The sequence below is a fragment of the Stenotrophomonas maltophilia genome (genome assembly GCF_002799245.1).
Classification (GTDB): Bacteria; Pseudomonadota; Gammaproteobacteria; order Xanthomonadales; family Xanthomonadaceae; genus Stenotrophomonas; species Stenotrophomonas maltophilia_S.
The window spans coordinates 375,570-395,391 of sequence record NZ_NEQV01000004.1; the positions used below are offsets into that span (position 1 = coordinate 375,570).

The following is a 19,822-nucleotide window of genomic DNA, read 5'->3' on the forward strand; positions in this document are numbered from 1 at the left end:
CACAAACCCCGGGGTCAGATCCCTTTTCCCGAGGAAAAGGGATCTGACCCCATACGGCGCACCCTTATACTCCTGCGGTGAGTACCGAACCTGACACCCTCGCCGCGGTCGAGCCCGAAACCGCGCCCCTGCAGCTGCTGCACCTGGATGAGCGCCTGGCCGTGGTCAACAAGCCCGCCGGGCTGATGGTCCACGACAGCAAGCTGGCCCGTGGCGAAGATGATTTCCTGGCCGATCGCCTGCGCGAGCAGCTGGGGCGGCCGATCTTCCTGGTCCACCGGCTGGACCGCGCCACCAGCGGCTGCCTGCTGCTGGCCTTCGACCGTGACACCGCCAGCGCGCTGGGCAAGGCCCTGATGGGCGGCGAAGTGCTCAAGGACTACCTGACCGTCTGCCGTGGCTGGCCGGCCGAGCTGTCCTGGCGGGTCGATCATGATCTGGATGGCGGCCCGGGCAAGCCGGTGAAGAAGCCGGCGGTCACCGACTTCCAGCGCTTGGCCACCGGCGAGCTGTCGGTGCCGATCGGCGAGTTCACCAGCTCGCGTTACGCGCTGCTGCGCTGCCAGCCGCAGACCGGGCGCTTCCGGCAGATCCGCCGGCACCTCAAGCACCTGTCGCATCACATGATCGGCGACACCAGCCACGGTGATGGCCGCCATAACCGCATCTTCCGCATGCAGGGCGTGCACCGCATGCTGCTGCACGCCGAGCGCCTGCGTTTTCCGCATCCGGACGGCGGCACGGTGGATGTCCGCGCGCCGCTGGACCGTGAGTTCCAGAAGGCGCTGGACCTGTTCGGCTGGAGCCAGGAACTGTAGCGCCGCGCCCTCGCTCGGCTGCACTTGCCGGCGCTGCGCGCCGCCGCCCGAGCGTCGGCTCGGGCGCTACGGATATTCCGGTTGCCGCTGCCACCTGTAGCGCCGCGCCCACGCTCGGCTGCACTTGCCGGCGCTGCGCGCCGCCGCCCGAGCGTCGGCTCGGGCGCTACGGATATCCCGGTTGCCGCTGCCACCTGTAGCGCCGCGCCCACGCTCGGCTGCGCTTGCCGGCGCTGCGCGCCGCCGCCCGAGCGTCGGCTCGGGCGCTACGGATGTTCCGGTTGCCGCTGCCAGCTGTAGAGCCGCGCCCACGCTCGGCTGCGCTTGCCGGCGCTGCGCGCCGCCGCCCGAGCGTCGGCTCGGGCGCTACGGATGTTCCGGTTGCCGCTGCCAGCTGTAGAGCCGAGCCCACGCTCGGCTGCGCTTGCCGGCGCTGCGCGCCGCCGCCCGAGCGTCGGCTCGGGCGCTACGGATGTTCCGGTTGCCGCTGCCAGCTGTAGAGCCGAGCCCACGCTCGGCTGCGCTTGCCGGCGCTGCGCGCCGCCGCCCGAGCGTCGGCTCGGGCGCTACGGATGTTCCGGTTGCCGCTGCCAGCTGTAGAGCCGAGCCCACGCTCGGCTGCGCTTGCCGGCGCTGCGCGCCGCCGCCCGAGCGTCGGCTCGGGCGCTACGGAAATTCCGGTTACTTCTTTTCCGGCTCGTTGACGATCGCTTCCAGGTCCTTCTGCAGGTCCGCGAACAGCGGCTGCATGCGCGCCTGGATCGCCACCACCACGTTCTGCATCAGCGCCGGGGTCTTGTCCAGCAGGCTCTGGCCGGCCGGGCTCTCGTAAAACTCGGCCATCGCCAGCACGTCTTCCTTGCTGAAGGTCTTCTTGTACAGGTCCACGTACATCGGCCGCAGCTGCTGCCACGACATGGCCTGGCGCAGGGTCTGGCTGGTCCGTGCCTGGATCCGCTTCAGCTGTTCCTGCTGCTGGGCATTGAGCTGGCGTTGCGCGGCCACCTGCTGGAACTGCTGCTGCTGCATCGCTTCGATCTGCGGCACCATGGTGTCGATCATGCTCTGCGCGCGCGAGGCCGACAGCAGGCGGTTGATGTCGCCGTCGGTCGGCGGGGCGGCCAGGGCCGGGACGCTGGCGAGGGCCAGTGCCAGCAGCAGGGCACCGCGGCGCAGCAGGGACGGCAGGGCGGGTGCGAAGCGGGTCATGCGGGGCTTCCTGCGGTACATGGGATGGCCAGCATACCCGCAGCCAAGGCGAAGGCGGCGTGTTCGGTGCCTGATCGGCGGCATACGGGGCGCGATGCCGCACTCCGCCGCGTGCCTGCCGCTACAATGCGCGGATGGGCAGTGGACCGGTCACCATCAGCGCGCAGCTTGAAATCCCCGACGGCGAGATCGTCGAGCGGTTCGTGCGTGCCAGTGGCGCCGGTGGCCAGAACGTCAACAAGGTCTCCACCGCGGTGGAACTGCGTTTCGATGTGGCCAACTCGCCCTCGTTGCCCGAACCGTTGCGCACGCGCCTGCTGGCGCGGCGTGACCGGCGCATGACCGGCGAAGGCGTGCTGGTCATCGACGCGCAACGTTTCCGCACCCAGGATCGCAATCGCGAGGATGCGCGCGAGCGGCTGGCGGCCTTCATCCAGGCCGGGCTGAGCGTGCCCAAACCGCGCAAGGCCACCAAGCCGACCCTCGGGTCGAAACTGCGTCGTCTGGACGCCAAACGCGGGCGCGCGCAGATCAAGCGCGGGCGCTCATCACGTGACTGGGAGTGATTGCTTGAACAACCCGACTTCGTTGCTGCCGGCCGTGCCGCCACAGATGCCACAGGTCAAACCCAACGCTTTCCTGCGCTGGCTGGCGCGCTGCACCCTGCGCATGGGGGGCTGGAAGGTGACCGGCACCCTGCCCGACATCCCCAGGCTGGTCTTCATCATCGCCCCGCATTCGTCCAACTGGGATGGCCTGTGGGGCATGGCGGCGAAGATCGCGCTGGGCATGAAGGTGAAGGTGCTGGGCAAGGCATCGCTGTTCTGGTGGCCGCTGGGCCCGCTGCTGCACAAGCTGGGCGTGATCCCGCTCGATCGCAGCTCGCCGCAGGGCACGGTGGGCCAGGCGGTGGACCTGCTGCGCAACAACGAGAAGATGTGGTTCGCCATCACGCCCGAGGGCACCCGCAAGGCCGTGAAGGACTGGAAGGCCGGCTTCCTGAAGATCGCCCGGATGGCCGACGTGCCGATCCTGGCCGCGTATTTCCACTACCCGGAAAAGACCATCGGCATCGGCCCGCTGTTCACGCCGACCGGCGATGACGCCGCCGACATGGCCGCCATCCGCGAGTTCTACCGGCCGTGGATCGGCAAGACCCGCGGCACGGTCTGAGCCGGCCGCAGGCCACCATATAGACGCCACGTCCGGCACATGCCGGGCGAGCGCGACAGGAGTAGGGTGGAGGGCTGGTATTCCGTACCGTCTGCCCAAGGAGCGTTTCATATGTCGCGTACCGTAGTCCTGGCCGCCGCCATCAGCCTGGCGCTGGCGGCCTGTTCCGGCAAGGAGTCCACCCCCGTGTCCGAAGCCCAGAAGACCCCGGCCCAGCAGCCGGCCGAAGCCTCCACCAATCCGCTGCTGAGCGCGAGCACGCTGCCGTTCCAGGCACCGCAGTTCGACAAGATCAAGGACAGCGACTACCTGCCGGCCTTCGAAGAAGGCATGCGCCAGCACCTGGCCGACGTGCGCAAGATCGCCGACAGCAGCGAGCCGGCCACCTTCGACAACACCATCGTGGCGATGGAGCGCAGCGGCGAGACCCTCACCCGCGTGTCGCGCATCTTCTTCGGCCTGGTCCAGGCCGATACCAACGATGCGCGCCAGAAGATCCAGGAAGAAGTGGCGCCGAAGCTGGCCGCGCACCAGGACGAGATCAACCTCGATCCGAAGCTGTTCGCCCGCGTGAAGTCGCTGTACGACCAGCGTGACACGCTGGAGCTGGACCCGGTGCAGAAGCGCCTGGTCGAGCACTACTACGACGGCCTGGTGCGCGCGGGCGCACAGCTTTCCGACGCCGACAAGGCGACCCTGCGCAAGCTCAACGTGGAAGAGACCACGCTCTCCACCCAGTTCCACACCCGCCTGGTGGCCGCGACCGCTGCTGCTGCCGTTGTCGTCGACGACAAGGCCAAGCTGGCCGGCCTGGACGAGGACGCGATCAACAACGCTGCGGCCGCCGCCAAGGACCGCAAGCTGGATGGCAAGTTCCTGCTGCCGCTGCAGAACACCACCCAGCAGCCGGTGCTCGGCTCGCTGAGCGACCGCGACCAGCGTGCCGCCGTGCTGAAGGCCTCGGAAACCCGCGCCGAGCGTGGCGATGCCAACGACACCCGGCAGACCGTGCAGCGCCTGGCCCAGCTGCGTGCGCAGAAGGCCAAGCTGCTCGGCTTTGAGACCTTCGCCGACTATCAGCTGGGCGACCAGATGGCCAAGACCCCGGCCGCCGCGCTCAAGCTGCTGACCGACACCGTGCCGGCCGCCACCGCCAAGGCACGCGCCGAAGCCGGCGAGATCCAGAAGGTGATCGACGCGCAGAAGGGTGGCTTCCAGGTGGCCGCTTCGGACTGGGACTTCTACGCCGAGCAGGTGCGCAAGGCCAAGTACGATCTGGACGAGTCGCAGATCAAGCCGTACTTCGAACTGGACAACGTGCTGCAGAACGGCGTCTTCTACGCCGCCACCCAGCTGTACGGCATCACCTTCAAGCCGCGCACCGACATTCCGACCTACAACCCGGACATGAAGGTGTACGAAGTGTTCGACAAGGACGGCACCTCGCTGGCCCTGTTCTACACCGACTACTTCAAGCGTGACAGCAAGTCCGGTGGCGCCTGGATGGACGTGTTCGTCGAACAGGACGGCCTGACCGGTGCCAAGCCGGTGGTCTACAACGTCTGCAACTTCACCAAGCCGGCTGCCGGCCAGCCCGCGCTGATCAGCTTCGACGACGTCACCACGATGTTCCATGAGTTCGGCCATGCGCTGCACGGCATGTTCTCGAACGTGAAGTACCCGTCGATCGCTGGCACCGCCACCTCGCGCGACTTTGTCGAGTTCCCGTCGCAGTTCAACGAGCACTGGGCGCTGGACCCGAAGGTGTTCGCGCACTACGCCAAGCACTACAAGACCGGCGAGGCGATGCCGCAGGAGCTGGTCGACAAGATCCTCAAGGCACGCAGCTTCAACCAGGGCTATGCGACCACCGAGTACCTGTCGGCCGCACTGCTGGACCTGGCCTGGCACACGCAGAAGGCCGATGCGCCGCTGCAGGATGTCGGCGCCTTTGAAGCCAGCGCGCTGAAGAAGTTCAAGGTCGACCTGCCGCAGGTGCCGCCGCGCTACCGCACCACCTACTTCGACCACATCTGGGGTGGCGGCTACTCGGCCGGTTACTACGCCTACTTCTGGGCCGAAGTGCTCGACCATGACGCCTACCAGTGGTTCACCGAGCACGGTGGCCTGACCGCGGCCAACGGCCAGGAGTTCCGCGACAAGATCCTCTCGCGCGGCAACAGCGTGGAGCTGTCGACCCTGTACCGCGATTTCCGTGGCAAGGACCCGTCGGTGGAACCGCTGCTGAAGTTCCGCGGGCTGAAATAAGAAAACGAAAACGGCGGGGGCAACCCCGCCGTTTTTCGTTGCGTCGATGCCATCGACGGATTCCGCAGTTTGCCGCTCATCCACGCATGGCGTGGATCTGCTGCAGATCGTGGAAAACTGTCGAAGGTGGGGTGGGTCCGGTTGCGGGGGCGTGAGCGCCATGGATGGCGCGACCGAGCTTACAGGGACGTACTTGCAGCGTCCCCCGCAACCGGACCCACCCCGCCATCCCACGGAAATCCAGCTTCTGCTGTTGCTGTTGAGGTTGCCGGCCAGCGGCCGGCACTACCGGGTGCCGGGCACAGCCCGGCCATCACGTCCCCACATGCACCCGGTTGGCCTGCTCGGCCAGGCCCAGGTGATCCAGCGCGATATCCAGTGCAAGCACGTAGCTCTGCGCGCCATAGCCGGCCGCGATGCCCAGGCGCTGGCCGACGCCGGCCGGCAGGCACGGTTCGGCCACCGCGCCGTCGTCATGCACTTCCACGTAGGCATTGTGCAGGTAGGGCAGCAGGCGCTGCAGGCGCAGGCTGCCGGCACACGCACCCGGGTCAAGCAGGGTGACCTCGCCGCGGCTGTGGTCGGCCACGCGCAGGGCATCCAGCAGTTCCTGCTCCGAGCCACAGGCACGGATCGCCACGCTGGTCCCGGCGTCGATCGCGCGATGCACCAGCGACTTCAGTACCGGCGCCGGCAGTGGCATCGCCGTGCGGATCAACGCGCCGGCCGCTTCCGGGCCGCGGATGATGAAGATCGACATGGCTCAGCCCTCCTGCGCCAGGCGACGGCCAACGATGGCCAGTGACAGCGGGTAACCGGCCTGCTGGCTGCGCTGGTCGATGACCACGGCGGCCGGACCATGCTGCAGGCGCAGGCGCGCGTCCAGGCCGGGTTCGCTGGGGGCCTGCAGCTCGATGTACTGCGCCGGCAGCCGTTCCAGCGCCGCCTGCAACGCACCGCCTTCGGCCTGCCATTGCGCTTCGTCGGCCACGCCGACATCCAGCAGTACCCAGTCGGCCGAACGCGCCTGCGGCTGGCACAGGCACTGGCGTACTTCGGACAGGCTGGCGCAGTCGCTGCACAGCACGCGATGGCCGGCCAACTGCGCCGGCAGCTGCGGGCGCGGCGCCGACGAAGACGCGTGGCGGATCACCAGGAGGGTCATACAACACCTTGCGGAATGCGCCCTGCGGCGCGGTGGGCACACGATGCGCGTGCCGCCCGTAAAGGTGCGATGCCTGCTGCCGGGCCGGCGCGTAAAACCTGCGTAACCCTTCCTGTAGCGCCGGGCCCATGCTCGGCTGCCACTCAGGCAAGCCGGATCCCTGCCCCGGGTGCAGCCGAGTGTGGGCCCGGCGCTACAGGATTCCGGCGCGGGAACCTATGCCGCGCGGTTGTGGTCCAATGCCGATACCACCTACCCGGAGCCTGACATGGATGCTGTTGCCCGCCCTCCCTTTTCCGAACGCGCGCTGGCCTGGTTGAAGAAGGAAGCATTGCCGCTGCTGGTGATGCTCGGCCTGCTCGCTGCCGCCCGCGATACCCTCGCCAACCACTACGTAGTGCCCAGTGGCTCGATGCAGCCGACCCTGCAGCCCGGCGACCGGGTGGTGGTGGACATGCGTGCCTATGGCCTGCGCCTGCCGTTCACCGGCAAGGAACTGATGTCCACCGGCGTTCCGCAGCGCGGTGAAGTGGCGGTGTTCGATTCACCGGCCGACGGCACCCGCCTGATCAAGCGCGTGGCGGCAGTGGCCGGTGACCACGTGCAGATGCGCGAGGGCCACCTGAGCATCAACGGCCAGCCGCTGCAGATCGCCGACCTGCAGGACGTGGAAGCCTTCGGCGCGCGCCGTGCCCGCCTCGACCTGGACATGGGCGGCGGTCCGGACATCGCCGATCTGGTGGTGCCGGCCGGCAAGGTGCTGGTGCTGGGTGACCACCGCGGCAACAGCTTCGACGGCCGTTTCTTCGGCTTCGTCGACGCCGACAAGCTCTACGGCCGTGCGGTGGCGGTGTACTACCGCTCCGGCGACGGCTTCGAGTGGCAGCGGCTGTAAGCTGAATCGATACGTCAGGAGTATCAATCCTGACTTATCAGGTTATGGATCGACTGGATGGACGGGCCTAGTCTGAGGCCCGTTCCCTCCCACGCCCGGCCGCCCCACCGGCCCATCGATCCCATGACTGGCGAAACCGCGGCGGCCCTCGAGCGCCGCCCCCACACTGTCGATTCCAGCGCCGAGACCCGCATCCAGCAGGGCACGCCGGCCTTCCGCCGCACCGCGCTGGCACTGTTCCTGGCCGGCTTCTCCACCTTCGGCCTGCTGTATACCGTGCAGCCGCTGCTGCCCGAATTCAGCCGCCATTTCGGCGTGTCCGCCGCCGGCAGCGCGATGTCGCTGTCGTTGACGACCGGAACCCTGGCCGTGGCGATGCTGCTGGCCGGCCTGCTGTCCGATGCGATCGGCCGCCGCCCGTTGATGATCGTCGCGCTGTTGGCCTCGGCCGTGCTGTCGCTGGGCACGGCGCTGGTGGATGACTGGACCACGCTGCTGGTGCTGCGCACCCTGCTCGGCCTGGCGCTGAGCGGCGTGCCGGCGGTGGCGATGACCTACCTGGTCGAGGAAATGGACAGCCGCGCACTGGGCCTGGCGATGGGCCTGTACATCGGCGGCAACGCCATCGGTGGCATGAGCGGGCGCCTGCTGGCCGGCATCATCGCCGACCACTGGGGCTGGCGCTGGGGTATCGGCGTGGTCTCGATCATCGCAGTGGCCAGTACCGTGCTGCTGTGGCTGCAGCTGCCGCCGTCGCGCCACTTCCATCCTCGTCGTGACGGGCTGCGCCAGTTGCCGTCGCGCTGGCGCGCGCTGTTCGCCGACCCGGGCCTGCCGTGGCTGTTCGCCACCTCGTTCGTGCTGATGGGTGTATTCGTCACCCTCTACAACTACCTGGGTTATCACCTGCTGGCGCCGCCGTACCACCTCAGCCAGACCGTGGTCGGCCTGATCTTCAGTGTCTACCTGGTCGGCACCTTCAGTTCGGCGTGGATGGGCCAGCAGGCCACGCGATACGGGCGCGGCCGCATCCTGTCGATCTCGTTCGCGCTGATCGGCGCCGGCATCGCGCTGCTGGCGATGCCATGGCTGAGCACGATGGCGCTGGGCATCGCGCTGGTGACCTTCGGCTTCTTCGGCGGCCACTCGGTGGCCAGCAGCTGGGTCGGCAGCCGTGCCGGTGCGATGCGTGCCGAAGCCTCGGCGCTGTATCTGTTCGCCTACTACCTCGGGTCCAGCGTGCTGGGCGGGGTGGGTGGCCTGGCCTATGCGGCGTGGGATTGGCGTGGTGTCTGCGTATTCGCCGCAGTGCTGACCCTGATCGGTGGTGGCATCGTCTGGGCGCTGCAGCAGCGCGCGCCGCAGCCGGTCACGGCGTGATCCCATCCGTAAGGTAGTGCCGGCCGCTGGCCGGCACCCCTCCGCAAACGCTTCGCACAGCGTCTGGTAGCGGCCGACCTTGGTCGGCGCTGTGGCTTTGGGCCAACCAGGGTTGGCCGCTACCGGATTGCATTCGGCTCAGCCCTCCGCGAACGCTTCGCGCAGCAACCCGGCGAAGTTGCGGATCAGCGGTGTCACGCCTTCGCGATGCCACGCCAGCTGCACCTCCGAATGCGCGCCGGCATCGGCCAGTGCCACGAAGCGCGCGCCTTCCACCCGGATGTGGTCGCACGACGACGGCAGGATTGCTGCGCCCAGGCCGGCAGCAGCAAGACTGATCAGGGTCGAGGCTTCGCCTGCCTCCTGCACGATGCGCGGGGTGAAGCCCGCGGCCGCGCACAACGCGATCATGTGGTCGTGGATGCCCGCACCGGCGCTGCGGCGGAACGCCACGAACGGCTCCTGCGCGAAGTCGCGCAGCGACAGCGTGCCCTGTTTCGAAAGCCTGCGCAGGGCAGGGTGGTCGGCATGCACGATCAGCGCCAGCGGGTCGACAAACAGGCTGTGCGCCACCAGTTCCGGCGGCAATGCACGCTTGCGGATGATGCCCACATCCAGGCTCCCGTCGAGCAGTGCATCGATCTGCTGCAGTGTGTTCATCTCGCTCAGCTGCAGCCGCACCTGTGGGTACTGCTGGCGGTAGCGCAGGATCGAACGCGGAATCTGCGGTGACAGCGGCGTGGCCCGGGTCAGGCCGATACGCAGCTCACCCTGTTCGCCGCGCTGCGCGCGCTGCACCTCGTCCACCGCGGTTTCCACGTGCTGCACGATGGCGCGTGCACGTTCCTGCAGCAGCTCGCCCGCAGGCGTCAGCTGCACGCGGCGGTGGCTGCGCACGAACAGGCGCGCGCCGATCAGGTCCTCCAACTGGCGGATCTGCTGGCTGAGCGGCGGCTGCGACATGCCCAGCCGCTCCGCCGCCTGGCCGAAGTGCAGCGTATCGGCAACGGCCAGGAAGTAGCGCAGGTGGCGGAGTTCGATGGACATGGGTGCAGTCTAGCCAGCCTGACGCAGGGCTTGTCGTCTTCTTCGATCGTTTTCCCGCCAGCCGGACATGGCTCGACTCTGCAGAAGCATCCATGCATGGCGTGGATCTACCTGTCGACCAAGGTCGACACCTACCAACAGCGGCGGGAAGCTGTCGAAGACCGAGCCGCCCCGCCATCCCACGGAATGCCCGCGTTTGAGGCCGGCGTTGCCCTGGCTTGAAGCAGGTGCAGGGCGCAGCCCCGCCGGACACCCCTCACCGCTCCGAATGCCCGCTCTGGTCGTAGTCGCGCGGACTGAACAGCTCCGGCTGGATCAGCTCGATGAACGCCCGCGCCTGCGCCGACAACGCCTTGCCCCGGCGCACGATCACCCCGTAACTGCGCTCAGGGAACCAGCGCTTCATCGACCGCGCCGCCAGCCGCTCGCGGTCGGCCTCGTTCAGGCACAGCGCCGGCACGATCGAAATGCCCATGCCCATCGCCACGTACTGCTTGATCACCTCCCAGCCGCCCACTTCCAGTGCCACGGTGTAGGCGATGCGGTGACGCTGGAACACCTGGTCGACCAGGCGATACGTGATCTGCCGCTTCGGCGGCAGCACCAGCGGATAGCGTGCGATATCGGCCAGTTCCAGCTCGCCACCGCCGGCCAGCGGATGGTCGTGCGGTGCGATCAGCACCTGCTCGAAGCGATACGCCGGTGCGTAGCTGAGGTCGGCCGGCACATCGGTCATCGAACCGATCGCCAGGTCGGCGGCATCCTCGCGCAGCAGGTCGGTGCCGTCGGCGCTGATCGCGTTGTGCAGGGTCAGGCGCACATCCGGGTGGTGCAGGCGGAAACGTTCGACGATCTTCGGCAGCAGGTACAGGATGGTCGAGCTGTTGGCGGCGATGTTCAGCTCGCCCGCGTCCAGGCCGCGCACCTTGTCGCGGAAGCGCGCCTCCAGCCCGTCCAGGTTCTCCACCAGCGGCTGCGCCATCTCGTACAGCAGCTGGCCCTCGCGGCTGGGCACCAGGCGCCGCCCGCTGCGCTCGAACAGCGGTACCCCCAGCTCCCGTTCCAGCGCCTGCAGCTGCAGGCTGATGGCCGGCTGGCTGACGAACAGCGCCTCAGCCGCCCGTGAGACCGAGCCCAGGCGCACGGTCTGGCAGAACGCGCGCAGCGGTTTCAGCCGGTCGGATTTGTAGGAAAAACGCGGGCTTGGCGGGGGGCGCGTGGTCATCGTGTTACGAGTATTAGCACAACTTATGTAGAACATTGCAAAAACTGTTTTGCCAAATACTCAGGCGCGGCGGCACCGTGGAGTCGTTCCCCCACTGCTGGAGTCGTCCCATGTCCGCCGTCGCTTCCGCTGTTTCCACCCCCGCCACCAAGGCGACCCCCGGCATCGCACTGGCGACCCGGGTGGCCGGCCAGGACACCCTGCTGCCGGCGCCGCTGCTGGCCCTGCTGGTGTCCCTGCACCGTGCGGTGGAACCGGGCCGGCAGGCGCGGCTGCAGGCCCGCCGTGAGCGCCAGGCGTTCTTCGACCAGGGCGGCCTGCCGGATTTCCGCGAAGACACCACCGCGATCCGTAGCGGAGACTGGACCGTCGCACCGCTGCCGGCCGCGCTGCAGGACCGTCGCGTCGAGATCACCGGCCCGACCGACCCGAAGATGGTCATCAACGCGCTGAACTCCGGCGCCCGGGTGTTCATGGCCGACTTCGAGGATTCGACCTCGCCGACCTGGCGCAACCTGCTGGCGGGCCAGCAGTCGCTGGCCGCCGCGGTGCGTGGTGAGCTGGAATACACCGCACCCAATGGCAAGCACTACACCCTGCGCCCGCACGACGAGCAGGCGGTGCTGATCGTGCGCCCGCGTGGCTGGCACCTGAACGAGAAGCACGTGCGCATCGATGGCCAGTTCATTGCCGGTGGCCTGTTCGACGCGGCGGTGTTCGCCTTCCACAACGCCCGCACCCTGCAGGCCAAGGATCGCGGCCCGTACTTCTACCTGCCCAAGCTGCAGAGCATGGAAGAGGCGGCGCTGTGGGAGACCGCGCTGTCGCACATCGAGGGCATGCTCGGCCTGCCGCACGGCCAGATCAAGGTGACCGTGCTGATCGAAACGCTGCCGGCGGTGTTCGAGATGGATGAGATCCTGCACGCGCTGCGTGACCGCATCGTCGGCCTGAACTGCGGGCGCTGGGATTACATCTTCTCGTACCTGAAGACGTTCCGCCGCCACGCCGACCGCGTGCTGCCCGAACGCGGCCAGGTGACCATGACCCAGCCGTTCCTGAAGGCGTATTCGGAACTGCTGATCCGGACCTGCCATCACCGTGGTGCACATGCAATGGGCGGCATGGCCGCGCAGATTCCGATCAACAACGATGCCGCCGCCAACGAACAGGCAATGGCCCGCGTGCGCGCCGACAAGCTGCGCGAAGTCAGCGCCGGCCACGACGGTACCTGGGTCGCGCACCCGGCACTGATTCCGGTGGCGATGGCGATCTTCGACGAGCACATGCCGGGTGCGAACCAGCACAGCGTGCTGCGCCAGGATGTGCGCGTCAGCCGCGACGAACTGATCGCGCGGCCGCCGGGCACCATCACCCGCGCCGGTTTCGAAGGCAACGTGGAAGTCTGCGTGCGCTATCTGGCCGCGTGGCTGGATGGCAACGGCTGCGTGCCGATCCATCACCTGATGGAGGACGCGGCCACCGCCGAGATCAGCCGCAGCCAGCTGTGGCAGTGGCTGCATACGCCGGGCCAGCAGCTGGACGATGGCACCGCGATCGACCTGGCCCTGCTGGATTCCACCCTGGCGCAGCTGCCGGCACGGCTGGGCGATACCGCCGCGCTGCCCGGTGGCGCACGCATCAGCGAAGCCATCACCCTGCTCGGCGAATTGAGCCGTAGCGAAGAACTGACCGATTTCCTGACCCTGCCGGCCTACGCGCGCATCGACTGACTGCCGCCCGCGTTTTCCGTCGCTTTCCTCCCCGCTGCACGCACGAACCGAACTGGAGAAAGACATGAGCAAGCTGCCCACTGCCGAACAGATCCAGCACGACTGGGATACCAACCCGCGTTGGGAAGGCATCCAGCGCAACTACAGCGCCGCCGACGTGGTGCGCCTGCGCGGCACCGTCCACATCGAGCATTCGCTGGCCCGACTGGGTGCGGAGAAGCTGTGGGCGTCGCTGCATGAGCGCGAGTTCGTCAACGCGCTGGGTGCACTGACCGGCAACCAGGCCATGCAGCAGGTCAAGGCCGGCCTGAAGGCGATCTACCTGTCCGGCTGGCAGGTCGCGGCCGACGCCAACCTGGCCGGCCAGATGTATCCGGACCAGTCGCTGTACCCGGCCGATTCGGTGCCGGCGGTGGTCAAGCGCATCAACAACACGCTGCTGCGCGCCGACCAGCTGCACCACGCCGAAGGCAAGGATGACATCGACTTCCTGCAGCCGATCGTGGCCGATGCCGAGGCCGGCTTCGGCGGCGTGCTCAACGCGTTCGAACTGATGAAGGCGATGATCGAGGCCGGTGCCGCCGGCGTGCACTTCGAGGACCAGCTGGCCTCGGTGAAGAAGTGCGGGCACATGGGCGGCAAGGTGCTGGTGCCGACCCGCGAGGCGATCGAGAAGCTCAACGCCGCGCGCCTGGCCGCCGATGTGCTGGGCGTGCCGACCCTGCTGGTGGCGCGCACCGATGCGGAAGCCGCCGACCTGCTGACCAGCGACATCGATGGCAACGACAAGCCCTTTGCCACCGGCGAGCGCACCGTCGAGGGCTTCTACAAGACCCGGAATGGTCTGGACCAGGCGATCAGCCGCGGCCTGGCCTATGCGCCGTATGCCGATCTGGTGTGGTGCGAAACCGGCAAGCCGGACCTGGAGTTCGCACGGAAGTTCGCCGAGGCGATCCATGCGAAGTTCCCGGGCAAGCTGCTGGCCTACAACTGCTCGCCCAGCTTCAACTGGAAGAAGAACCTGGACGACGCCACCATCGCCAGGTTCCAGCGCGAACTGGGCAGCTACGGTTACAAGTTCCAGTTCATCACCCTGGCCGGTTTCCACGCGCTGAACTACGGCATGTTCAACCTGGCCCACGGCTACGCGCGCCGCCAGATGAGCGCGTTCGTGGAACTGCAGGAAGCCGAGTTCGAAGCGGCCGAGCGCGGCTTCACCGCAGTCAAGCACCAGCGTGAGGTCGGTACCGGTTACTTCGACGCGGTGACCCAGGCGATCCAGCAGGGCCAGTCGTCGACCACCGCGCTGACCGGTTCGACCGAGGAAGAGCAGTTCCATGGCGGGCGCAGCGAGCGCGCGGCGTGACCCGGTAGTGCCGGCCGTCGGCCGGCACTACCGAAGCCTCGAAATCTGATCAGGGTGGCCAGGGAAGGGCCAGACAACGCCGGCCGGTCGGGGGACCTGCCGGCGTTGTTGTATCGATGCAAAGGTGCTGGCAGCGGGCAGCGTCAATCAGGCGCACCCCGGGTCCCGGCAACTTGGCCGAAACCCTGTGAAACCCGGCATCGGATTGATCCAGCAGGAGTTTTGCCCGGACACCCGTGACCAGAACGGGCCACCACCGATCTTCACATCAATCAAGATCGGCGGAAGGGTCAAAATGGGATAGGGCGCACACTTTAAAGCGGTGCTATGCTCCGCGGCTCACCAGGGGACGCTGGCGGCGGGTGCAGGGAATGACCGGCAGGGGTGCGGCCGAGAACAGTGATATGACGACAGGTATCGCCCGGGTGGCGATGGCCGAGATCGTGCACGCTCTGTTGTCAGATGCCGAGGTGGCATTGTTCGCCAGATTCGCCCGCGCATGCAAGCTCCGTGCCGGACAGTGGCTGTTCCAGCGTGGCCACCGCGGCGAGCGCATGTATGTGATCCTCGAAGGCCAGATCGAACTGGACTTCGGCGAGGACCTGGTGATCAAGACGCTCGGGCAGCATGAGTTCTTCGGAGAACTGGGCCTGCTGGTCGGCGACCACCTGCGCAGCGCCAGTGCGCGCGCGCTGGTCGACTGCGATGTGCTGGAGCTGGGCCCGGCCGATTTCCACCGGCTGGTCGAATCCGATCCCGGCCTGGTGGCCTACTTCCTGCGCCGCACGATCATGCGCGTGCTGACCAACGAACAGGCACTGATCAGCCAGCTGCGCCGGCGCAACCACGATCTGGAAACCGCGCTGGACAACCTTTACATCACCACCCACCAGCTGACCCACACCCGTGAGCTGGTGCGTACCGATGAACTGACCGGGCTGCACAACCGCCGTGGCCTCACCCTGTACCTGCAGGAGTGCCACGAGCATGGCGAGGGGCCGCCGCAGGCGCTGCTGCTGATCGACTGCGACCGTTTCAAGCAGATCAACGACCGCCACGGCCACCAGGCCGGCGATCGCGTGCTGCAGAGCATGGGCAACATCCTGCGCTCGATGGCCGGCGAACAGGACCTGGCCTGCCGCCTTGGCGGCGATGAGTTCTGCCTGATCCTGCGCCGAGGCAACCACGAGATCGTGCAGCACGCTGCCGAGTTCATCCTCAGTGCGGTACATGGCCTGCTCGAGCGCAGCCACGGCACGCCGCATGTAAGCCTGGTCAGCATCGGAGCCAGCCTGCTGGCCGCCGACGCGGACTGGAGCGAGTGGTATGCCAGCGCCGATCGGGCGCTGTACCGCGCCAAGCGCGACGGCGGCAACTGCCTGCGCTGGGTAGATGATCCGGACGATCAATAGGGAGATGCAGGCGATGAATGGCGACAACGGAACGTCGGCCCCGCATAGCCCACAGCTACGCGTCCTGCTGTTCACCGATCTGTGTGATTCGCTGCAGCTGGTCGAGCGGATCGGCGATGTGGCGGCGGCGAGCCTGTTCCAGGAACACGACCGCCTGGTGCTGGTGCTGCAGCACCGCTGGAATGGCCAGCTGATCGATCGCTCCGACGGCCTGTTCATGCTGTTCGAGCGCGCCATCGATGCATTGGGCTTCGCCCTGGACTACCAGCGCGAACTGCATGCGCTGGGCCAGCAGCGCGCGATTGAACTGCGCGCGCGTGCCGGCCTGCATGTGGGTGACGTGCTGACCTGGGAAAACAGTGCCGAGGCAGTCCGCGCCGGCGCCAAATCGATGGAAGTGGAAGGCCTGGCCAAGCCGATGGCGGCGCGCCTGATGATGCTGGCCCGGCCCGGCCAGATCCTGTTGTCGGCGGTGGCTGAATCGCTGACCCGCCGTGCCACCGATGCATTGGGAGAGCGCGGTGCGCGCCTGCTGTGGAAGTCGCACGGGCGCTGGCGCTTCAAGGGCGTGCCGGTGGTGCAGGAAGTGATCGAAGTGGGCGAGATCGGTTCGGCACCGTTGCGCATGCCGCGCGCCAATGCCAAGGCGCGCCGTGACCTGCCGCTGTGGCGGCAGCCGCTGGTGCTGGCTGCTGAAGGCCTGGTGCTGGCGGTGGCCCTGCTGGGCGGCTGGCTGTTGCTGCGGCCGGAACCGGCGATCGCGTTCGCCGAGCGTGACTGGGTGGTGCTGGGGGATGTCGACAACCTGACCGGTGACCCGATCTTCGACGACTCGATGCGGCACGCGATCCGGATTGCGCTGGAACAGTCGCGCTACGTGAACGTGCTCTCGGAGGGCAAGATCCGCGAAAGCCTGGAAATGGCGCGGCTCTCGGGCGACACCCGGTTGAACCGCGATACCGCTGTCGACGTGGCGGTGCGTGAAGGTGCGCGCGCCGTGCTGTTGCCGACCGTGCGGCAGAAGATCGATGGCTATGAACTGGCCATCGATGTCGCTGCGCCGGGCAGCGGCCAGGTGATCCAGACATTCACCGCCACTGCGGATCGCTCCGATCAGATGGTGTTCGCGGTGGACGACGTGGTCGGGCGACTACGGCGCGGACTGGGCGAGTCGGTGGCAAGCCTGGAACAGTCGTTGCCGCTGCCGCGGGCGTCGACCCAGGACCTGCGCGCGCTGCGTGCATTCGCGCTGGCCGAGAGTGCACTGGGCCAGCGTCGCTTCGAGGAAGCACGCAACCTCTACCAGGCTGCGATCGATATCGACCCTGGTTTCGCCCTGGCCTACATGGGCGTGGCCAAGCTGCATGCGCGTGTCGAGGAAGGGCGGCGTGCGCGCGAAGCCATGCAGCATGCGCTGGACCTGCAGGACCGGCTGCCGCCACGCGAGCGGCTGTACCTGAAGGCCTGGATGGCCGAGCTGGAGCCGGGCGGCTGGGCACTGGAGCAATGGCGCACCCTGGCCAAGGTCTATCCGGACTCGTTCGCGGGGCTGTCCAACACGTCCTGGTACCTGCTGCAGGCCAACCAGTTCGCCGAGGCCGAACCCTATGCGCGTGCGGCCGCGGTGCCGCAGGACCCCCTGCGGCTGTATCCGCTGGTCCATCTGGTGCGGATACAGATCGCTGCCAACCAACCGCAGCTCGCCGCCGAAACACTGGCCCAGGCGCAGGTGCTGCGCGGTCGTGATGACGCCGATGAGACCGGTGTGGATGTGCTCGTGGCGCAGGGACAGTACGCCAAGGCAGCGAAGCTGTTGCCGCAGATCCATGCCAGCGATGCGCTGCAGCAGCGGATGAAGCTGCGTGCGCAGCTGCTGCTGGCGGCCGCGCAGCGTGACTGCACGGCGATGCAGCAGGCGATTCGTGAAGACGCACCGGCGCCGGCGCTGATCGACCTCCAGGTGCAGCAGCGCCTGCAGCACGCCAGCGTGGCGGCATTGTGCCCGGGCGCTGACCGTGCCGAGCTGCAGGCCATTGCAGCGCTGCTGCAGCCGATGCTGCAGGAGCGCGATGATCCCATGCTGCATGCCCGTGGCCTGCAGTGGCTGGCGCTGGTCCACCTGGCACAGCGGCAGGGCCAGTTCGAGCTGGCCAGGCGCTGGCTGGACGATCAGCAGTCCCTGCTGCGCGGCTTGCGGAGTCCGGTCGCGGACCGCTGGCTGCGCATTGTCAGTGCCATGGATGAGCTGCAGATGCAGCGGCCCGAGGCTGCCCGCACCCTGATCGAGCCGATGCTCGACGGCAACGAGCCGGTACAGGCACACGTAGTGCTGCTGCTCGCGCTGCGCGCGCAGGGCGATGAAGCCGCCGTACGCCGCCAGCAGGCCTGGCTGGCCCAGCATCGCGGCCGGGCGATTGCCGAAGTCACCGCCCTGCAGGTGTGGCAACCGCTGAACGTGTATGACGTCTCTACGTGGGCAACGCCGGCCACGGCCGGCGCGCCCTGATGGCGCGTCAGCCGTCGATGCGCTCGCCGACCTTGCCGGCTTCGAAGCAGAACACCACGGTCATGGCCGCCACCGACCCGGACAGGTGGGCCTGCAGCCCGTCACGCACCTGGCTCAGCTCCTCGACCGAGGCCAGGGTGCCGATCTTCATGCAGTCGTTTTCGCCGACCGCACCGTCCAGGCCGATCGAGGCCAGGGCCTTGGCCGGCGAAGCGGTGAAGTGGCTGCGGAATTCGTCATTGCCGATCAGGTGGTCCAGCAGGGTGCTGGCATCTGCGGCGGAAAGGCGGGGATGGGTGCTCATGGGGATCGTCCGTAGGTGGAGTTTCTCGTATCGGCCGCAACAGCCTGCCATTGAGGGCCGCGCTGTGCACGTCGCTAAAGTTGGCCGCGCCGCGGTCGTTGCTGCTATGCCGGTTGTGCGGCAGAAGGAAGGAAACCCATGCGCCTGCGCCGCTGCGCCAGCCTGATGTTCGAGCCCCGCGAGGCGGTCACCCTGGACCTGCGCGCGATGCTGGCCGGCCACGCCGAGATGGACAGCCAGATCAGCTGGGTGGCCCTGGCCGCCCATCTGGACCAGCCACTGCCGGTGGATGCCGAGGAGCGCCAGCTGCTGGGCGAGCTCAGCGCGCACCGCTGGAGCGAACCGCCCGCCGATGCCTCCCCGGCCATGCTGGCCCGCCTGGTCGAGCAGGGCCTGCTGCTGACCGACCCGCCGAGCGAGGTGGGGCACCAGATGCGCGACGAGGCGCTGCGGCGCAGCCAGTGGTGGCCGCTGGCCGCGCTGGCCCATCGCCATGCGCGCTGGCAGGCCGTGGACAGCGTGGAGGACATGCGCCGGCAGGGGTTGGATACCGCTGCCGGCCTGCGCCAGCGCCTCGGGCCGCCACCGCCGGTGGTGCAGTCCATTCAGGGCGACTACCAGCCACTGCCGCGCAGCGAAGAGGCCGTGTTCGACGCGCTGCTGGCGCGCCGCACCACCTGCCGCAATTTCGACCCGCAGCGCGCGCTGCCGCTGCCATTGCTGGCCCAGGTGCTGCAGCGCACGCTGATGGCCCACGCGGTGCAGAAAGTCGAGCGCGATACCGAGTTCCTGAAGAAGAACGTGCCTTCCGGTGGCGGCCTGCATCCCACCGAAGGCTTCCTGCTGGTGCAGAACGTGGACGGGCTGGTACCGGGCCTGTACCACTACCACCCGGTGCAGCACGCCGTGCTGCCGCTGCCCTCGCCACCGCCGCAGGCGTTGCCGGCGCTGGCACGGCGGATGCTGTCCGGGCAGGAGTGGTTCGCCGATGCGCCGGCGCTGCTGGTGCTGGCGCCGCGCTATGACCGCTGTTTCTGGAAGTACCGCAACCACGCCAAGGCGCACCGTGCGGTGACGCTGGATGTCGGCCACATCTCGCAGTTGCTGTATCTGTGCGCCACCGAGCGTGGGCTGGCGGCGTTCGTGACGGCGGCCATCAACGATGCTGATGTCGATCGTGCCTTCGGGTTCGATGGCATCGGCCAGAGCGCGATGGCCATCTGTGGCCTGGGCTGGCGAAGCGCCACGCTGGACACGGCGGAATTCGATCCCGCCGGGCGGGTGGCGACGGGCGACGACCGCTGAGCGGCCGCCGCCCCGG

Annotated in this window: 18 protein-coding genes; 12 read left to right on the forward strand and 6 right to left on the reverse strand. The window is 68.0% G+C overall.

Annotation, left to right across the window (positions count from 1 at the left end):
* Nucleotides 1-77: 77 nt before the first annotated feature.
* Nucleotides 78-818, forward strand: a complete 741-nt coding sequence (locus B9Y64_RS14055; RefSeq protein WP_100441230.1) for a pseudouridine synthase — start codon at nt 78-80, stop codon at nt 816-818.
* 681 nt (nt 819-1,499) lie between these two features.
* Here B9Y64_RS14055 and B9Y64_RS14060 read toward each other — a convergent pair.
* A complete protein-coding gene (locus B9Y64_RS14060) occupies nt 1,500-2,048 on the reverse strand; it encodes a DUF2059 domain-containing protein (RefSeq protein ID WP_406754360.1) in 549 nt (182 codons plus the stop codon).
* A gap of 113 nt (nt 2,049-2,161) precedes the next feature.
* On the opposite strand from B9Y64_RS14060, the gene arfB reads away from it, so the two are divergent.
* From arfB to dcp, 3 genes are all read left to right on the forward strand, one after another.
* A complete protein-coding gene (arfB, locus tag B9Y64_RS14065; protein WP_032962216.1) occupies nt 2,162-2,593 on the forward strand; it encodes an alternative ribosome rescue aminoacyl-tRNA hydrolase ArfB in 432 nt (143 codons plus the stop codon).
* 46 nt (nt 2,594-2,639) lie between these two features.
* Complete coding sequence (locus tag B9Y64_RS14070) at nt 2,640-3,200, forward strand: lysophospholipid acyltransferase family protein (protein WP_223276957.1); 561 nt, start codon at nt 2,640-2,642, stop codon at nt 3,198-3,200.
* Nucleotides 3,201-3,311: 111 nt separating this feature from the next.
* Nucleotides 3,312-5,468: a peptidyl-dipeptidase Dcp gene (gene dcp, locus B9Y64_RS14075; RefSeq protein ID WP_100441232.1), complete on the forward strand. Its 2,157-nt coding sequence runs from the start codon at nt 3,312-3,314 to the stop codon at nt 5,466-5,468.
* 313 nt (nt 5,469-5,781) lie between these two features.
* Here dcp and B9Y64_RS14080 read toward each other — a convergent pair whose 3' ends face one another.
* Complete coding sequence (locus tag B9Y64_RS14080) at nt 5,782-6,228, reverse strand: 3-dehydroquinate dehydratase (RefSeq protein WP_100441233.1); 447 nt, start codon at nt 6,226-6,228, stop codon at nt 5,782-5,784.
* A gap of 3 nt (nt 6,229-6,231) precedes the next feature.
* The gene (locus tag B9Y64_RS14085; protein WP_100441234.1) at nt 6,232-6,633 is read right to left on the reverse strand and encodes a hypothetical protein; all 402 of its coding nucleotides are present in this window, start codon (nt 6,631-6,633) and stop codon (nt 6,232-6,234) included.
* A 268-nt stretch (nt 6,634-6,901) separates the two neighbouring features.
* On the opposite strand from B9Y64_RS14085, the gene lepB reads away from it, so the two are divergent.
* Entirely contained in the window at nt 6,902-7,528 is a 627-nt protein-coding gene (lepB, locus tag B9Y64_RS14090; protein ID WP_100441368.1) for a signal peptidase I, read from the forward strand.
* A 123-nt stretch (nt 7,529-7,651) separates the two neighbouring features.
* On the forward strand, nt 7,652-8,908 hold the full coding sequence (locus B9Y64_RS14095; protein WP_100441235.1) for an MFS transporter: 1,257 nt from the start codon (nt 7,652-7,654) through the stop codon (nt 8,906-8,908).
* A 138-nt stretch (nt 8,909-9,046) separates the two neighbouring features.
* Here the strand turns inward: B9Y64_RS14095 and B9Y64_RS14100 are convergent, their stop codons facing one another.
* Nucleotides 9,047-9,955 carry a LysR family transcriptional regulator gene (locus B9Y64_RS14100; protein ID WP_100441236.1) on the reverse strand — a complete coding sequence of 303 codons (909 nt, stop codon included), beginning with the start codon at nt 9,953-9,955 and terminating at the stop codon, nt 9,047-9,049.
* A 96-nt stretch (nt 9,956-10,051) separates the two neighbouring features.
* On the opposite strand from B9Y64_RS14100, the gene B9Y64_RS22415 reads away from it, so the two are divergent.
* Nucleotides 10,052-10,177, forward strand: coding sequence for a hypothetical protein (locus tag B9Y64_RS22415; RefSeq protein WP_265350057.1), 126 nt, complete (start codon nt 10,052-10,054; stop codon nt 10,175-10,177).
* Nucleotides 10,178-10,211: 34 nt separating this feature from the next.
* Here the strand turns inward: B9Y64_RS22415 and B9Y64_RS14105 are convergent, their stop codons facing one another.
* On the reverse strand, nt 10,212-11,180 hold the full coding sequence (locus tag B9Y64_RS14105; RefSeq protein WP_100441237.1) for a LysR family transcriptional regulator: 969 nt from the start codon (nt 11,178-11,180) through the stop codon (nt 10,212-10,214).
* 110 nt (nt 11,181-11,290) lie between these two features.
* On the opposite strand from B9Y64_RS14105, the gene aceB reads away from it, so the two are divergent.
* The 4 genes from aceB to B9Y64_RS14125 all read left to right on the forward strand — a co-directional run bounded on the left by aceB (nt 11,291) and on the right by B9Y64_RS14125 (nt 18,197).
* The gene (aceB, locus tag B9Y64_RS14110) at nt 11,291-12,913 is read left to right on the forward strand and encodes a malate synthase A (RefSeq protein ID WP_100441238.1); all 1,623 of its coding nucleotides are present in this window, start codon (nt 11,291-11,293) and stop codon (nt 12,911-12,913) included.
* A 64-nt stretch (nt 12,914-12,977) separates the two neighbouring features.
* Nucleotides 12,978-14,279 carry an isocitrate lyase gene (gene aceA, locus B9Y64_RS14115; RefSeq protein WP_069118153.1) on the forward strand — a complete coding sequence of 434 codons (1,302 nt, stop codon included), beginning with the start codon at nt 12,978-12,980 and terminating at the stop codon, nt 14,277-14,279.
* Between the two features lie 371 nt (nt 14,280-14,650).
* Nucleotides 14,651-15,691 (forward strand): GGDEF domain-containing protein, encoded by a 1,041-nt coding sequence (locus B9Y64_RS14120; protein ID WP_100441239.1) that lies wholly within the window; start codon nt 14,651-14,653, stop codon nt 15,689-15,691.
* Nucleotides 15,692-15,704: 13 nt separating this feature from the next.
* Nucleotides 15,705-18,197, forward strand: coding sequence for a putative peptide modification system cyclase (locus tag B9Y64_RS14125; protein ID WP_238379903.1), 2,493 nt, complete (start codon nt 15,705-15,707; stop codon nt 18,195-18,197).
* Nucleotides 18,198-18,204: 7 nt separating this feature from the next.
* On the opposite strand, the gene B9Y64_RS14130 is transcribed toward B9Y64_RS14125, so the two are convergent.
* On the reverse strand, nt 18,205-18,501 hold the full coding sequence (locus B9Y64_RS14130) for an NHLP-related RiPP peptide (RefSeq protein ID WP_100441241.1): 297 nt from the start codon (nt 18,499-18,501) through the stop codon (nt 18,205-18,207).
* A gap of 138 nt (nt 18,502-18,639) precedes the next feature.
* On the opposite strand from B9Y64_RS14130, the gene B9Y64_RS14135 reads away from it, so the two are divergent.
* The gene (locus B9Y64_RS14135; protein ID WP_100441242.1) at nt 18,640-19,806 is read left to right on the forward strand and encodes a putative peptide maturation dehydrogenase; all 1,167 of its coding nucleotides are present in this window, start codon (nt 18,640-18,642) and stop codon (nt 19,804-19,806) included.
* The last annotated feature ends 16 nt before the right edge of the window (nt 19,807-19,822 follow it).

What these genes read in the sequence shown, in the direction of transcription:
- B9Y64_RS14080 (WP_100441233.1), bottom strand. Translation starts at nt 6,228, where the DNA reads ATGTCGATCTTCATCATCCGCGGCCCGGAAGCGGCCGGCGCGTTGATC.
- B9Y64_RS14060 (WP_406754360.1), bottom strand. Translation starts at nt 2,048, where the DNA reads ATGTACCGCAGGAAGCCCCGCATGACCCGCTTCGCACCCGCCCTGCCG.
- B9Y64_RS14100 (WP_100441236.1), bottom strand. Translation starts at nt 9,955, where the DNA reads ATGTCCATCGAACTCCGCCACCTGCGCTACTTCCTGGCCGTTGCCGAT.
- dcp (WP_100441232.1), top strand. Translation starts at nt 3,312, where the DNA reads ATGTCGCGTACCGTAGTCCTGGCCGCCGCCATCAGCCTGGCGCTGGCG.
- B9Y64_RS14105 (WP_100441237.1), bottom strand. Translation starts at nt 11,180, where the DNA reads ATGACCACGCGCCCCCCGCCAAGCCCGCGTTTTTCCTACAAATCCGAC.
- B9Y64_RS14130 (WP_100441241.1), bottom strand. Translation starts at nt 18,501, where the DNA reads ATGAGCACCCATCCCCGCCTTTCCGCCGCAGATGCCAGCACCCTGCTG.
- B9Y64_RS14085 (WP_100441234.1), bottom strand. Translation starts at nt 6,633, where the DNA reads ATGACCCTCCTGGTGATCCGCCACGCGTCTTCGTCGGCGCCGCGCCCG.
- aceB (WP_100441238.1), top strand. Translation starts at nt 11,291, where the DNA reads ATGTCCGCCGTCGCTTCCGCTGTTTCCACCCCCGCCACCAAGGCGACC.
- B9Y64_RS14120 (WP_100441239.1), top strand. Translation starts at nt 14,651, where the DNA reads ATGACCGGCAGGGGTGCGGCCGAGAACAGTGATATGACGACAGGTATC.
- B9Y64_RS14070 (WP_223276957.1), top strand. Translation starts at nt 2,640, where the DNA reads ATGCCACAGGTCAAACCCAACGCTTTCCTGCGCTGGCTGGCGCGCTGC.
- B9Y64_RS22415 (WP_265350057.1), top strand. Translation starts at nt 10,052, where the DNA reads ATGGCGTGGATCTACCTGTCGACCAAGGTCGACACCTACCAACAGCGG.
- arfB (WP_032962216.1), top strand. Translation starts at nt 2,162, where the DNA reads ATGGGCAGTGGACCGGTCACCATCAGCGCGCAGCTTGAAATCCCCGAC.
- aceA (WP_069118153.1), top strand. Translation starts at nt 12,978, where the DNA reads ATGAGCAAGCTGCCCACTGCCGAACAGATCCAGCACGACTGGGATACC.
- B9Y64_RS14095 (WP_100441235.1), top strand. Translation starts at nt 7,652, where the DNA reads ATGACTGGCGAAACCGCGGCGGCCCTCGAGCGCCGCCCCCACACTGTC.
- lepB (WP_100441368.1), top strand. Translation starts at nt 6,902, where the DNA reads ATGGATGCTGTTGCCCGCCCTCCCTTTTCCGAACGCGCGCTGGCCTGG.
- B9Y64_RS14135 (WP_100441242.1), top strand. Translation starts at nt 18,640, where the DNA reads ATGCGCCTGCGCCGCTGCGCCAGCCTGATGTTCGAGCCCCGCGAGGCG.
- B9Y64_RS14125 (WP_238379903.1), top strand. Translation starts at nt 15,705, where the DNA reads ATGAATGGCGACAACGGAACGTCGGCCCCGCATAGCCCACAGCTACGC.